The sequence below is a fragment of the Empedobacter sp. UBA7620 genome (genome assembly GCF_002484185.1).
GTDB classification, from domain to species: Bacteria; Bacteroidota; Bacteroidia; order Flavobacteriales; family Weeksellaceae; genus Empedobacter; species Empedobacter falsenii_C.
The window spans coordinates 51,840-64,730 of record NZ_DLJI01000017.1 but is presented as its reverse complement, the minus strand read 5'-3'; the positions used below and the strand labels follow the sequence as shown (position 1 = coordinate 64,730).

Below are 12,891 nucleotides of genomic sequence, written 5' to 3'. Positions count from 1 at the left end.
AAAGCTCCTTCCTATATTTAAATTCGAAATAAATTACATTTCAGCTAATTTGTATGCTACACCAATACTAAAGTAAGTATTTGTAATTTTGTAATTGTCATTAACTGTTTGCGGATAATAATCATTAATGTTTGATAATCCTTTTGTAAAACGAGCATTAATTTCTAATTCATCAGTAATTTTGTATGCAGCTCCGAAGTTTAAACCAAAATCAAATGTTTTGAAATTGTCTGTAGCTTTTATTTTAGTATCTGTTTTTCCTTCTTCAGTTTTCATTTTAGCAGAAACTAAAAATCCTAATTGCGGACCAAACTCAACATTTAAACCATCCATAATTTCATAACGTCCCATTAAAGGAATATTAATATTATGTGTTACAAATTTAGCTTTTGAATTGTCATTTGTTTTTAATCCAGCTCCTTGTTTAGAATACAGAAGTTCTGGTTGAAAACTAATTTGATCCGTTATTTTGTAGTTTGCATAACCACCAACATAAAAGTCTGTTCTTAATTTAGTCCCTAAACCATTTCCTTGACTATCAGAGTAAATTTTTCTAGAATCACCAGATAAAGTTGGAAAGTTAAGACCTCCTTTTACTCCTAAATCAATTTGCGCGTTTGCTGCACTTAATCCACCAAAAAGTGCTATTCCTAAGATTAGTTTTTTCATTTTTTTTATTACTTAAGTCTGAGTTATAATATTTAATTCAAAAGTAAAGTTTTATTCATACTGAAGATTGATTTACACTTAAAAAAATCAATAATACTTTTTTGATTCACAATTTCTGTGCCTTTTTTGTTAAAAATTGATAAAATTTTAAGATTTACAAAATATCATTTAAATATTCTAAAATAATTTTAGTCGCATTTGGTGAATTTTGAACAAAATCTCCAGCTTTTTTTCCACTTTCTTTTCGGAAATTTTCATCATTCATCAAACGATTCATAATTGTATCAAATTCATTTTGATTAGCAATAGAAAATCCTCCGTCAACTTCTATTAAATCCACAGCTTCCTGAAATTTTTTGTATTTAGGTCCAAAAACGACAGGATTTCCGAAAGTTACCGCTTCTAAAGTATTATGAATTCCTGCACCAAAACCTCCGCCAATATAGGTAATATCTGCATAAAAATAGACTTTTGATAAAATCCCAATTGTGTTGAGAATAAATATTTTCGAATCGATTAAGTATTGTTGCGAAGTTTTTTCTAAATCAGAGAATTTAACTGCTTTTTGATTGATTTTACTTAGAAACGAATTGATTTCAGTATCATTCAAATTATGTGGCGCAAAAACAATTTTCCAATCATCAGTTAATTTTTGATTGATTAAATTCACAAATAACTCTTCATCTTTTGGCCAAGAACTTCCTACCACAATTAATTTCGAATTTTGTTTAAAATCATTCATAAAATCCAATTGATTATCTTGATGAATGATCTGTTTGACACGATCAAATCGCGTATCGCCCGCAATTGTATTTTGAGTGATTTGAATAGAATCTAATAAATCTTTTGACTTTTGATTTTGAACAAAGAAATGATTTATCAAACTTAATTTTTTCGCAAACCAATTTTTTCCATGTTTTTTGAAAAAGTTTTGACTTTCTCTAAAAATAGACGAAACCACAATTGTTGGAATGTTTTGCTGATGTAATTCTGTAATCAAATTGAACCAATATTCGTATTTCACTAAAATCAAAATCTCTGGATGAAGTACTTTTATCAACTTTTCTGCATTCGATTTTGTGTCTAAAGGCAAATAAAAAATAACATCTGCGCCTTGATAATTCTTTCTAATTTCATAACCAGAAGGAGAGAAAAATGAAACAGCAATTTTATGTGTTGGATATTTTTCTTTCAACGCTTCGATCACTGGTCTACCTTGTTCAAATTCGCCTAAAGATGAACAATGCACCCACAAAACTTTATCGGTTTCTGAAATTTTAGAAGCTATTTTTTCTTCCCAATTTTTTCTTCCATCTACCCAAAGTTTTGCCTTTTCATTAAAATTCGAAGCCAATTTTAGCGCCATTCCGTACGCCTTAATTGATGTGTTATAAAATCCTTGCACAATGTTGCAAAGTTAAAAATTTAGAATGAGCTTTTTTTGTACATTTGTTGTAATAATAACGACTTTTTAAAGTTGTAGATTTTGAAAGATTCATTAAGTTATGAAAAAAATACAAATGGTTGACTTACAAAGTCAATATCAAAAAATAAAAGGAGACGTTGATGCAGCAATTTTGAATGTTTTGGATTCGGCTGCTTTTATTAATGGACCAGAAGTAAAACAATTCGAAACTGAATTGCAAGATTACTTAAATGTAAAACACGTAATTCCTTGTGGAAACGGAACTGATGCGTTGCAAATTGCTTTGATGGCGCTAGGTTTAGAGCCAGGTGACGAGGTGATTACGGCAGATTTTACATTTGCTGCAACAGTAGAAGTTGTTGATTTATTGAAATTAAATTCAATATTAGTTGACGTTGATTATGATACTTTTACAATTGATACAGAAAAATTAAAAGCGGCAATCACGCCAAAAACAAAAGCAATTATTCCAGTTCATTTATTTGGTCAATGTGCGAATATGGACGAGATTATGGCAATTGCAAAAGAACATAACTTATATGTTGTAGAAGATACTGCACAAGCTATTGGAGCGGATTACAAAGGTCGAAAAGCTGGAACAATTGGTCACATTGGTTGTACATCTTTCTTTCCTTCAAAAAACTTAGGTTGTTATGGTGATGGTGGAGCAATTTTTACAAATGATGATGATATTGCACATCGTTTACGTGGAATTGTAAATCACGGAATGTACAAACGTTACTACCACGATGAAGTTGGTGTTAACTCTCGTTTGGATTCTGTTCAAGCAGCAGTTTTACGTCGTAAATTACCTTTCTTAAATGATTATAACGCTGCTCGTAACAAAGCTGCGGCTTATTATACAGAAGCTTTTAAAGATATTGATGCATTATTAACGCCTGTAAAAGGAGAAGACACAACTCACGTATTCCATCAATATACGTTACGTGTAACAAATGGTAAACGTAATGAATTACAAGCTTTCTTGACTGAAAAAGAAATTCCTGCGATGATTTATTATCCTGTTCCATTACGCAAACAAAAAGCGTATGATAACGGGCATTATAATGATGCAGATTTTCCAAATACAAACAAATTGGTAGAAGAAGTAATGTCTTTACCAATGCACACAGAGTTAGATGAGGAGCAATTGGCTTACATCACTTCTGCTGTTCGCGAATTTTTTGGAAAATAATTTATCCTAAAAATAATACGAAAAAGCTTCTGATTAGTTTCAGAAGCTTTTTTATTTTCCTAAATTTGATTTCACTATAAAAACTAAATATTAAAAATGAGTAAAATATTAGTAACTGGAGGTTTGGGTTACATTGGTTCGCACACAGTTGTAGCTTTACAAAATGCAGGTTATGAAGTTGTGATTATAGACGACTTATCGAACACAGAAATTAGCGTGTTGGATAAAATTACTTCTATTACTAGAACAAAACCAACTTATTTCGAGATTGATTTAAAAGATCAAGAAAAAGTAAACGAATTTTTCAAAACAAATAAAATAGATGGAATTATCAACTTCGCAGCGCATAAAGCAGTTGGAGAATCTGTTGAAAAACCGTTGATGTATTATCGAAATAATCTTTTAGGTTTAATTAATCTTTTGGATGCAATGAAAGATTTTGATGCTAATAATATTATTTTCAGTTCGTCTTGTACAGTTTACGGACAAGCGGATAAAATGCCTATTGATGAGCAAACTCCACTGAAAAAACCTGAATCTCCTTATGGAAAAACGAAACAAATGGGAGAGGAAATTTTAGAAGATTTCTCAGCAGCCTTTGATAAAAATGTGATTTGTTTACGTTATTTCAATCCAGTAGGTGCGCATCCAACTGCTAAAATTGGAGAATTACCAAAAGGAATTCCAAATAATCTAATTCCTTATGTTACACAAACTGCAGCTGGAATCAGAGAAGCATTATCGGTTTGGGGAGATGATTATCCAACGCGTGACGGAACGGCAATTCGTGATTATATTAATGTAAATGATTTGGCTGATGCACACGTAAAAGCGGTAACTCGTTTGATCGAAAATAAAAATAAAGCAAAGCTAGAATTCTTTAATCTTGGAACGGGAACAGGATCTACGGTTTTAGAAGTTGTTCACGCATTTGAAGATGCCAATGATTTGAAATTGAAATACGAAATCAAAGAGCGTCGCGCAGGAGATATTATCGAAGCTTATGCAAATAACTCTTTAGCAGAAAAAGAATTGGGTTGGAAACCTGAAACAAAATTATCAGAAAGTATGCGTACTGCCTGGGAATGGCAAAAAAGTTTAGAAAAATAAAAGATGATTCAATTACCAACAGCGGGTTTATTAGTTATTAAAAATAATAAACTGCTTTTGACATTTAGCAAAAATAAAAAAGCGTGGTATTTACCAGGTGGAAAAATTGATAAAGGTGAAAATTCTGAAACAGCTTTGGTAAGAGAAATAAAAGAAGAATTGAGTTTGGATTTGGTAAGAGAAGAGCTCAATTTTTATTGTCATATTACAGCTGAAGCATATGGAGAACAGGATCTTATGATGGAACAAGATTGTTTTTTGTACGATTTGAACGAAGAAATAAAACCAACAAATGAAATTGAAGCTTACAACTATTTTACTTTTGAAGAATATTTACAAGAAGAAATTCAAGTAATTGGTGTAATTAAAGTTTTTGAAAAATTAACAAAAGATCATTTATTGAACTAAAATAATTTCAAAAATAGAAGGCAATCCGTAATCGAGATTGCCTTTTATTTTTTATTATTTAGTCTTTTTCAAGATGTATTTATCTTTCAAATTTCCTGTAATTTCTTTTCCTTGTTGATCCAAAACTTTCAATCTATTTTCTTCAACTTTCAACACTAATGGATTTACATTAGAATTTAAATGTAAAACATTTCCAGAAGCATCCCATTTATAAAATCCTTCGTCTTGATAAACTGTTTCTTTTCCTAAATATTCTTGCTCAATAAAAAAGTTACCATCTTTTTTCAATTCAACAATATATTTTATTCCTTCGCAATCGGCACAAGGTAAAATTCCTTCATATTTTCCTACCCAATTCAAAGAGTTTTTAGAATTATGTTCTGCCATAGCTACAATAGCAGGAATAGCATTATCAATACTATTGTTTTTTTGTTCTTGTTGAACACCTTTTGATTGGCAAGAGAATATAATGAAGGATGCGAAAATACTCGCGAATATAGATTTTTTCATAAATTAATTTTATGATATTTTTAACAACAAATTTGATACCAAATTACGACTATATTTTTCTAACTTTCAACTAAAATTTTATAAAATGTTTCGCTCAAAAAAAATACAAACACCTCTTGGAGAAATGCTTGCAATAAAGTCGGAAAAAGGACTTTGTATGTTAGAGTTTTTTGATGGAAAATCGACCGAAAAACAACTCAAAGAAATAGAAAACTTAGGTGAAATTTTAGAAAAAGATGATGAAATTTTGAATCGTTTAGAAAATGAATTGAACGATTATTTTAAAGGAAATTTAAAAGAATTTACCATTCCACTTGATTTGATTGGAACAGATTTCCAGAAAAAAGTTTGGAACGAATTAATTAAAATTCCGTTTGGAGAAACAAGATCGTACAAAGAACAATCGATAGCTGTTGGAGATTTATTAGCGATACGAGCAGTTGCAAATGCGAATGGAAAGAATAAAATTGCAATTGTAGTACCTTGTCATCGCGTAATTGGCTCAGATGGTTCGTTAACTGGATATGCAGGCGGAAAGAAACGTAAACAATTTTTGTTGGAATTAGAATCGCAACAATTGAATTTATTTTAGAAAAATAAATTGTAAATTAGCCAATCAGAAAAGTAATGTATGAGTGTTGAGCTATTACCAGATGGAAGAGTAAAAAAACCTGAATGGTTGCGTGTAAAATTGCCTACAGGGAAAAAACATCGTGAATTAAGAGGTTTAGTTGATAAATATAAATTGAACACAATTTGCCAAAGTGGAAGTTGTCCTAATATGGGCGAATGTTGGGGTGAAGGAACAGCAACATTTATGATTTTGGGAAATGTGTGTACACGTTCTTGTGGTTTTTGTGGCGTAAAAACTGGTCGTCCAGATCAAGTGGATTGGGCAGAACCTGAAAAAGTAGCGCGTTCTATCAAATTAATGCAAATAAAACATGCGGTTTTAACGTCTGTTGACCGTGACGATTTAAAAGATATGGGATCTATTATTTGGGCAGAAACGATACATGCTGTTCGTAGAATTAGCCCAGGAACAACGATGGAAACTTTGATTCCAGATTTTCAAGGAATTGAAAAACACATCGATCGTATTGTAGAAGCTGCACCAGAAGTGCTTTCTCATAATATGGAAACGGTTCGTCGTTTAACACGAGAAGTTCGTATTCAGGCAAAATATGATCGTTCGTTAGAAGTTCTACGTTATGCAAAAGAAGCAGGTCAACGTCGTACAAAGACTGGAATCATGCTTGGTTTAGGTGAGTTTGAAGACGAAGTTTTTGAAACAATTCAGGAAGTTGCTGATGCAAATGTAGATGTCATTACAATTGGTCAATATTTACAACCAACGAAAAAACATTTACCTTTGAAAGAGTTTATCACGCCAGAACAATTCAAAAAATACGAAGATTTCGCACGTGGATTAGGATTCCGTCATGTAGAATCTGGACCATTAGTTCGTTCTTCTTACCACGCAGAGAAACATATTTTATAAATAGATTTATTTCATCATATTTTAAAGAGACACAAGCTATTATGTCTCTTTTTTGTTATATTTAAATCTTAATAACTAAATATGAAAAAACTAATTACACTTATTATATTATTTTCAAGTTTTGCAAATGCTCAGATTTATGAAGTAGAATATGAAACCCAGATTAAAGTAAAATACAATGAAAAAGGTTTAGATTTTTATAAAGAGATTTCTGATCCTGAAGTAAGAAAACAAAATATTGATCAGAATGAAAATCCTCTTGCTTTAGATTTTAAATTTATTTTGAATAAAGATGAAGCAAATACAATTGAATTACCAAAAGTTCAGAATGGGCAAGGACAGATTGTTTTTATCAAGAAAAGTGCACCATATATGTATTTTGGAACAACTTATTTCAATCATGCAAAACAAGAAACGTTGATGCAACAAGATGTTTATGGAAAAAAATATATTGTTTACGATAAAATAAATAATCTTGATTGGAAATTATCAAATGAAACAAAAAATATTCTCGGATATAAAGTACAAAAAGCAACAGCAAATTTTAATGACAGAATATTTGTAGCTTGGTTTGTTCCAGAAATGAAAACAGATTTGATGCTTATTAATTTCAAAAGTCCAGGGGGTTTAGTCCTTGATCTTGAAATTTTTTATGAAGATGAAATGGGGAAATATTTTGTAGTTTATAAAGCAAATTCCATCAAAGAAAAAACTAAATTCAAATTTATTGTTCCGACAAAAGGAAATAGAATTTCGAGCGATGAATTAGAGATAATTTGGGAAGATCTTGATAAAAAAAGAAATGAAGCTAATAATCAAGGAATAGAAAAAAAGGACTAATATGAAAAAAATAATCGCACTAATTATTCTGATTTCTAGTATTGCAAATGCTCAATTTTATGAAATTGAATACGCGAGGTACAACCTCAAATTCATTTTACGGATAAAGCTTTAGAAAATTTGAAACAATATTATCCAGATCAAAAACAACGTGAAGAATTTTTAGAATCTGCGAAAAAAATTCCTAAACAATTTTATAGTTTCAAATACAATGAAACCAAAAGCCAAACTTCTTATATTTTGAGAGTTGATAATACTCAAGAACCTTCACAAATGTCGATGGGAATTCGACCAGATATTGGGAGTAATCCGATATTTAGTTATAAAGAGAATTTATATTACTACGAAACGGATATGTTTACAGGTAATAAAATGGTGATATATGATTCTTTGCAAAAAGTGAATTTTGTAGAAACTAGAAAAACTAAAAATATATTGGGTTTTGGTGTAAAAGAAGCGATAACGAAATACAAAAACTATGATTTAATTGCTTGGTATGCGCCTCAAATTTCGTATGAATATTCGCCAGATAAATTTTATGGAACAAAAGGACTAATTTTAGAATTACACTATAAATTCATCAAAGATGATGTAGAAGTGATGATTTCTTGGATTGCTGTAAAGAAAAAAGAGTTGAAAAAATCACCAGTTTTCAAAATCAATAATCAATTGAAAAAAGTTTATCAAGCAGAATTTCTAAAAATGATCGAAGATTCAAATCAAATACAACGAGAAGCAGCTAACCAAGGAGTTGAAAAATAATAAAAGAATACATAACAAACTTGCTTAACTTTAAGCAAGTTTTTTTGTGTATGAAAATTAAAGCGACATTACTCACAATTGGTGATGAAATTCTTATCGGACAAATTGTGGATACAAATTCGGCATTTATCGCCAAACAATTGAATACGATTGGGATTGAAGTGGAAGAAATTATTTCTGTTCAAGACGAAATGAATCATATTATTGAAGCTTTCGAACGAGGAATTTCTAAATCAGATATTGTAATTGTTACAGGAGGTTTAGGACCGACAAAAGATGATAAAACCAAAGTAGCTTTGTGTCAATTTTTAGATTGTGAATTAATTCAAGAACCAAAAATTTTAGAGAATATTGTTCAATTATTTCAAACAAGAGGTTACACAAAAGAATTAAATAGTCTGAATCAAGATCAAGCTTTAATTCCAGAAAAATCTACATTTATTCAGAACAAATACGGAACGGCGCCATGTCTTTGGACTACTATTAATGATAAAATCATCATCAATTTGCCAGGTGTTCCTTTTGAAATGAAAGGTTTGATGCGCGATGAAATTATTCAAAGATTACAAAACCAATTTCAATCAGAAACTATTGTTCATCGTGATATTTTGATAAGTGGAATTCCTGAAAGTGATTTAGCAATTTTGTTAGAAGATTGGGAAAATAATTTGCCCGAATTTATTCATTTGGCGTATTTACCGAATCGAACTTCTATTGATTTACGATTTTCAGCGTTTGGAACAGATAAAGAATTTTTACAAAATGAAATTCAGCATCAAATCAATCAATTCAAATTAATTGCAGGAGAATTTCTAGTTTCTGAAAATTCAGGAAATGCGCAGCAAATTTTGGGTGATATTTTAAAAGAAAAAGGATTGACAATTTCGACTGCCGAAAGTTGTACTGGAGGAAATATAGCAAGTTTGATCACTTCTGTTTCGGGAAGTTCTGCTTATTATTTTGGAACAATAGTTTCATACGACACTTCGGTAAAAGTAAATTTGCTAAATGTGAATCAATCTGATATTGATGAATTTACAGTAGTTTCGGAACAAGTTGCTGAACAAATGGCAAAAGGTGTTCGAAATCAATTAAAAACGGATATTAGTATTTCTACAACTGGTGTCGCTGGTCCAAATAAAGGTGAAGATGGAAAAGAGGTTGGAACAGTTTGGATTTCGATTACAAATGGTCATTCAACATGGAATAAAAAATATTTTTATCCCTATTTAGATCGAGAAGATTTCATCAAAATTGTTTCGAATAATGCACTTAATTTGGCAATTCAGTTTGTGAGAGAGGAGTGTTAATAATTTTTTAGAAAATCACAAGCATTATGAATTAATAAATGAGAAATCGTAAAAAACTACTAAATAAATCTATCTGCCTAATCCTAGAAAATTCAAATGAAGAAGATGACATAAAAGTATATTATGGTAAAGTTTTAAAAGATAAAAATGAATCATATTATTTTACTGATAATTCATCAACAATACATTTAACTTTAGATGAAGAAGATTTAGACAATGCAAAAGTAATAACCCAAGAAAAACAGAAAGAAAATGAAATATTTAGAAATTGTGATTATTCTATTTGGATTATAGTTAATATAATAGAAATTGATGAACCAACAGATGACATGAAAAAAACTAATATGAAATGGGATTAATCCCTACTTTTACCACATGAAACAAAATATCATTTATAGTATCATTTTCTTTTTTGCGTTATTTGGACTAAAATATTTGTTCGATAAAAGCGATGTGCAAACAATGTTGGTTTATTCGGCAATTGGAACAGTTATCTTTTTTATTTATCGTGTTGTTGTAAGAAAAATGTTATACAAACAAAAAGACCAAGAAAACTAATTTCCTTGGTCTTTTTTTATTGCTTGCATTGCTTCTTCGATGTGCGTTTCGGCTACATTTGAAACAATGTGTTTGATTAATTTTCCTTGTTTATTGAATACAAAAGTTTCTCGTGGTGTGATTAATCCAAATTTCTTTTTAATTCCTAACAATTTCGACAACTTTGCACCTTTATCAGAAAGTAACGGAAAGTTTAGTTGATGTTTTGTATAAAACTTTTCGTGAGAAGATGTTGATTGTCCATTTATTCCAACAATCACAGCATCTAAAGCATTAAAATCTTCATTTACATCACGAAATTGACACACCTCTTTTGTACACATTGGCGTAAAATCCATTGGATAAAAGAATAAAATAAAATATTTTTTGTACAAAAATTCGTCCGAATTAAACCAATTTCCTTTGTTATCCTCCAACGAAAAAGTTGGTATGTGATCGCCTAATTTCATTCGCCTGCGTATTCTACAAAATTACGTGGAGTTTCGTATAAGGTTACTTTCAATTCTAAATCAGTTGCTAATTTTGCTCTAATTTTATTCCAAATCAAAATCACAATATTTTCGGCTGTTGGATTGACATTTTGAAATTCTTCAATATCAACATTCAGATTTTTATGATCCAAATAATCCTCAACTTCAACTTCGATAATTTTTCGTAATTCGTCCAAATTCATCACAAAACCAGTTTCTGGATCAACTTCGCCTTTCACCGCCACAATAATTTCATAATTGTGTCCATGATAATTTGGATAAGAACATTTCCCGAAAACTTCAAAATTCTGTTCATCACTCCAATTCTTGTTAAACAATCGATGCGCAGCGTTAAAATGTGCTTTTCTGTTGACAGTAACTTTCATCTGTATAAATTTTTATTCTTCGATATACGAAACGTAATGTTCAAAAATTATTTTGAACCAAGCTGTATAATTCTGAGGATTTTTTTCCATGTCTTTTTTCAAATCATCCAATTCTACCCAACGATATGCCATCACTTCATCAGGATTTAGCTTTGGTTCATCATCAAATGTTCCGATAAAAACATGGTCTAATTCATGCTCAATCAAATCATTTTCTAAATGTGCTTTGTAGATGAAATTAAATTTATATTCTAATTCACAATCAAATCCCATTTCTTCTCCCAAACGTCTGTGCGCCGCTTGTTCGTAAGTTTCATTATCGCGCGGATGACTACAACATGTATTCGTCCACAACGTTGGCGAATGATATTTGCTCGCAGCTCGTTGCTGAATCATCAATTCTCCTTTAGAATTAAATACAAAAACAGAAAATGCACGATGCAACAAACCAGCTATATGAGCCTGTTGCTTCTCCATCAATCCTAATTTTTGATCGTCCTGATCAACTAAAACTACAAATTCTTCCATAAAACAAAAATAGCCTTTTCTATAGGATTAAAAAAGAAGTTCGATTTCTTTGTGTTTAAATTCTCGCAATTCTTGATTGATTTCAATTAGTAAATTTCCTGCTTCATTTACATCTCTAATAATTCCGTCTACTTCTACTCCATCCAATCTAAAATGTGAGATTTCATCTTTTCTAAATAGATTATCTAAATAAGTTTGATGAATTTGTTCGAAATTTTTCTGTTCTAAAATTGGATATTCATTTTCGAAATGATGCATTAAATCTGCCAAAATTTCCTCGATGTCATATTCTTTGTCAGTTACTTTTCGAATAGATGTTGCTTTTGGTAAGTGATTAAAATCAGCTTGATTGACATTAATTCCAATTCCAATTACAGAATTCATAATTCCATTGGAACGATGATTTTCGATTAAAATTCCGCAAACCTTTTTATCATTTAAAATGATATCATTTGGCCATTTTACGTTGGATTTTGGATGAAATTGTTTTAAAAATAGACAAATAACATTCGAAATCCATTCGTTAAAATAAATTAATTCTTGAAAACTATAATCCGTTTTCAGCAAAAAACTAAAGGTTAAATTTTCTCCTGCGACAACTTTCCACTCATTTCCTGCGTAACCTTTTCCTTTTGTTTGATTTTTAGCATGTATGACAGTCCAACTATTGGCATCTTTTTTGGACAAATCCACCAAGAACTCATTCGTATTAGGCAAAGAATCAAAACTAATTAAATACATTTTTTTTACTATTTTTATAGAGTGGTTAAAGTTATTTTAAAAAGTTTAAACTTTAATAAGGATTCACTAAATTTGCGAATTACAAAATAAAAGATGATAGATACTCAATATACAAAAGACTTGCTAGATAGCATTGTTGACGGAATTACAAATGTTAAAGGAGAAGAAATTACAATTTTAGATTTACGCGAAATTGAAAATGCATTTTGTCAATACTTCGTTATTTGTACCGGAAACTCAAATACACAAGTTAGTGCTTTAGCAGGTTCGATTGAAAGAACTGTAAAAACAGAAATGTCAGAAAGACCTTTTCATGTAGAAGGAACGCAAAATAATCAATGGGTTTTGTTGGACTACACTAATGTTATTGTCCATATTTTCCAAAAAGAATACAGAGAATATTACGATATCGAAAGTCTTTGGGGTGATGCCGTAGAGACGCGTATCGAAATGGAATATTAATCATAACTGAAACCA

General features: G+C 30.4%; 18 protein-coding genes. 11 read left to right on the top strand and 7 right to left on the bottom strand.

Annotated elements, in window-relative coordinates:
- Window positions 1-33: 33 nt before the first annotated feature.
- Window positions 34-669 (bottom strand): porin family protein, encoded by a 636-nt coding sequence (locus B2217_RS02995; protein WP_180905053.1) that lies wholly within the window; start codon window positions 667-669, stop codon window positions 34-36.
- Window positions 670-823: 154 nt separating this feature from the next.
- Window positions 824-2,074 carry a 3-deoxy-D-manno-octulosonic acid transferase gene (locus B2217_RS02990; protein ID WP_180905054.1) on the bottom strand — a complete coding sequence of 417 codons (1,251 nt, stop codon included), beginning with the start codon at window positions 2,072-2,074 and terminating at the stop codon, window positions 824-826.
- A 100-nt stretch (window positions 2,075-2,174) separates the two neighbouring features.
- On the opposite strand from B2217_RS02990, the gene B2217_RS02985 reads away from it, so the two are divergent.
- The 3 genes from B2217_RS02985 to B2217_RS02975 all read left to right on the top strand — a co-directional run bounded on the left by B2217_RS02985 (window position 2,175) and on the right by B2217_RS02975 (window position 4,808).
- On the top strand, window positions 2,175-3,290 hold the full coding sequence (locus B2217_RS02985; protein WP_180905055.1) for a DegT/DnrJ/EryC1/StrS family aminotransferase: 1,116 nt from the start codon (window positions 2,175-2,177) through the stop codon (window positions 3,288-3,290).
- Between the two features lie 96 nt (window positions 3,291-3,386).
- Window positions 3,387-4,400 carry a UDP-glucose 4-epimerase GalE gene (galE, locus tag B2217_RS02980; RefSeq protein ID WP_115001563.1) on the top strand — a complete coding sequence of 338 codons (1,014 nt, stop codon included), beginning with the start codon at window positions 3,387-3,389 and terminating at the stop codon, window positions 4,398-4,400.
- 3 nt (window positions 4,401-4,403) lie between these two features.
- Window positions 4,404-4,808 carry an NUDIX hydrolase gene (locus tag B2217_RS02975; RefSeq protein ID WP_115001561.1) on the top strand — a complete coding sequence of 135 codons (405 nt, stop codon included), beginning with the start codon at window positions 4,404-4,406 and terminating at the stop codon, window positions 4,806-4,808.
- A gap of 54 nt (window positions 4,809-4,862) precedes the next feature.
- Here B2217_RS02975 and B2217_RS02970 read toward each other — a convergent pair whose 3' ends face one another.
- Complete coding sequence (locus tag B2217_RS02970; protein WP_180905056.1) at window positions 4,863-5,318, bottom strand: copper resistance protein NlpE; 456 nt, start codon at window positions 5,316-5,318, stop codon at window positions 4,863-4,865.
- Window positions 5,319-5,403: 85 nt separating this feature from the next.
- On the opposite strand from B2217_RS02970, the gene B2217_RS02965 reads away from it, so the two are divergent.
- The 7 genes from B2217_RS02965 (at window position 5,404) to B2217_RS02935 (ending at window position 10,289) form a co-directional block, all read left to right on the top strand.
- Entirely contained in the window at window positions 5,404-5,910 is a 507-nt protein-coding gene (locus B2217_RS02965; protein WP_180905057.1) for a methylated-DNA--[protein]-cysteine S-methyltransferase, read from the top strand.
- Window positions 5,911-5,949: 39 nt separating this feature from the next.
- Window positions 5,950-6,819: a lipoyl synthase gene (gene lipA, locus B2217_RS02960; RefSeq protein WP_180905058.1), complete on the top strand. Its 870-nt coding sequence runs from the start codon at window positions 5,950-5,952 to the stop codon at window positions 6,817-6,819.
- Between the two features lie 81 nt (window positions 6,820-6,900).
- Window positions 6,901-7,659 (top strand): GLPGLI family protein, encoded by a 759-nt coding sequence (locus B2217_RS02955; RefSeq protein WP_180905059.1) that lies wholly within the window; start codon window positions 6,901-6,903, stop codon window positions 7,657-7,659.
- 120 nt (window positions 7,660-7,779) lie between these two features.
- Complete coding sequence (locus tag B2217_RS02950) at window positions 7,780-8,421, top strand: GLPGLI family protein (protein ID WP_180905060.1); 642 nt, start codon at window positions 7,780-7,782, stop codon at window positions 8,419-8,421.
- A gap of 50 nt (window positions 8,422-8,471) precedes the next feature.
- On the top strand, window positions 8,472-9,731 hold the full coding sequence (locus tag B2217_RS02945) for a CinA family nicotinamide mononucleotide deamidase-related protein (protein ID WP_180905061.1): 1,260 nt from the start codon (window positions 8,472-8,474) through the stop codon (window positions 9,729-9,731).
- Between the two features lie 38 nt (window positions 9,732-9,769).
- Window positions 9,770-10,090, top strand: a complete 321-nt coding sequence (locus B2217_RS02940; protein ID WP_180905062.1) for a hypothetical protein — start codon at window positions 9,770-9,772, stop codon at window positions 10,088-10,090.
- Between the two features lie 16 nt (window positions 10,091-10,106).
- Entirely contained in the window at window positions 10,107-10,289 is a 183-nt protein-coding gene (locus tag B2217_RS02935) for a hypothetical protein (RefSeq protein WP_180905063.1), read from the top strand.
- Here the strand turns inward: B2217_RS02935 and B2217_RS02930 are convergent.
- From B2217_RS02930 to B2217_RS02915, 4 genes are read right to left on the bottom strand one after another with little or no spacing between them, the layout of a single operon-like run.
- Window positions 10,286-10,738, bottom strand: coding sequence for a peroxiredoxin (locus B2217_RS02930; protein WP_180905064.1), 453 nt, complete (start codon window positions 10,736-10,738; stop codon window positions 10,286-10,288). The two genes, B2217_RS02935 and B2217_RS02930, sit on opposite strands and share 4 nt — an antisense overlap.
- Window positions 10,735-11,145, bottom strand: coding sequence for a 6-pyruvoyl trahydropterin synthase family protein (locus B2217_RS02925; protein WP_180905065.1), 411 nt, complete (start codon window positions 11,143-11,145; stop codon window positions 10,735-10,737). Before B2217_RS02925 ends, B2217_RS02930 begins: the two co-directional genes overlap by 4 nt.
- A 12-nt stretch (window positions 11,146-11,157) precedes the next feature.
- Window positions 11,158-11,673, bottom strand: a complete 516-nt coding sequence (idi, locus tag B2217_RS02920) for an isopentenyl-diphosphate Delta-isomerase (RefSeq protein WP_180905066.1) — start codon at window positions 11,671-11,673, stop codon at window positions 11,158-11,160.
- A 27-nt stretch (window positions 11,674-11,700) separates the two neighbouring features.
- Window positions 11,701-12,414 carry a biotin--[acetyl-CoA-carboxylase] ligase gene (locus B2217_RS02915; protein ID WP_125350509.1) on the bottom strand — a complete coding sequence of 238 codons (714 nt, stop codon included), beginning with the start codon at window positions 12,412-12,414 and terminating at the stop codon, window positions 11,701-11,703.
- Between the two features lie 93 nt (window positions 12,415-12,507).
- Here B2217_RS02915 and rsfS point away from each other — a divergent pair, with 93 nt between their 5' ends.
- A complete protein-coding gene (gene rsfS / locus B2217_RS02910) occupies window positions 12,508-12,876 on the top strand; it encodes a ribosome silencing factor (protein WP_038331822.1) in 369 nt (122 codons plus the stop codon).
- The last annotated feature ends 15 nt before the right edge of the window (window positions 12,877-12,891 follow it).

Excerpts from the sequence above, each read along its gene's own strand:
- B2217_RS02995 (WP_180905053.1), bottom strand. The coding sequence starts at position 669 with ATGAAAAAACTAATCTTAGGAATAGCACTTTTTGGTGGATTAAGTGCA.
- B2217_RS02985 (WP_180905055.1), top strand. The coding sequence starts at position 2,175 with ATGAAAAAAATACAAATGGTTGACTTACAAAGTCAATATCAAAAAATA.
- galE (WP_115001563.1), top strand. The coding sequence starts at position 3,387 with ATGAGTAAAATATTAGTAACTGGAGGTTTGGGTTACATTGGTTCGCAC.
- B2217_RS02975 (WP_115001561.1), top strand. The coding sequence starts at position 4,404 with ATGATTCAATTACCAACAGCGGGTTTATTAGTTATTAAAAATAATAAA.
- B2217_RS02970 (WP_180905056.1), bottom strand. The coding sequence starts at position 5,318 with ATGAAAAAATCTATATTCGCGAGTATTTTCGCATCCTTCATTATATTC.
- B2217_RS02965 (WP_180905057.1), top strand. The coding sequence starts at position 5,404 with ATGTTTCGCTCAAAAAAAATACAAACACCTCTTGGAGAAATGCTTGCA.
- lipA (WP_180905058.1), top strand. The coding sequence starts at position 5,950 with ATGAGTGTTGAGCTATTACCAGATGGAAGAGTAAAAAAACCTGAATGG.
- B2217_RS02955 (WP_180905059.1), top strand. The coding sequence starts at position 6,901 with ATGAAAAAACTAATTACACTTATTATATTATTTTCAAGTTTTGCAAAT.
- B2217_RS02945 (WP_180905061.1), top strand. The coding sequence starts at position 8,472 with ATGAAAATTAAAGCGACATTACTCACAATTGGTGATGAAATTCTTATC.
- B2217_RS02940 (WP_180905062.1), top strand. The coding sequence starts at position 9,770 with ATGAGAAATCGTAAAAAACTACTAAATAAATCTATCTGCCTAATCCTA.
- B2217_RS02935 (WP_180905063.1), top strand. The coding sequence starts at position 10,107 with ATGAAACAAAATATCATTTATAGTATCATTTTCTTTTTTGCGTTATTT.
- B2217_RS02930 (WP_180905064.1), bottom strand. The coding sequence starts at position 10,738 with ATGAAATTAGGCGATCACATACCAACTTTTTCGTTGGAGGATAACAAA.
- B2217_RS02925 (WP_180905065.1), bottom strand. The coding sequence starts at position 11,145 with ATGAAAGTTACTGTCAACAGAAAAGCACATTTTAACGCTGCGCATCGA.
- idi (WP_180905066.1), bottom strand. The coding sequence starts at position 11,673 with ATGGAAGAATTTGTAGTTTTAGTTGATCAGGACGATCAAAAATTAGGA.
- B2217_RS02915 (WP_125350509.1), bottom strand. The coding sequence starts at position 12,414 with ATGTATTTAATTAGTTTTGATTCTTTGCCTAATACGAATGAGTTCTTG.
- rsfS (WP_038331822.1), top strand. The coding sequence starts at position 12,508 with ATGATAGATACTCAATATACAAAAGACTTGCTAGATAGCATTGTTGAC.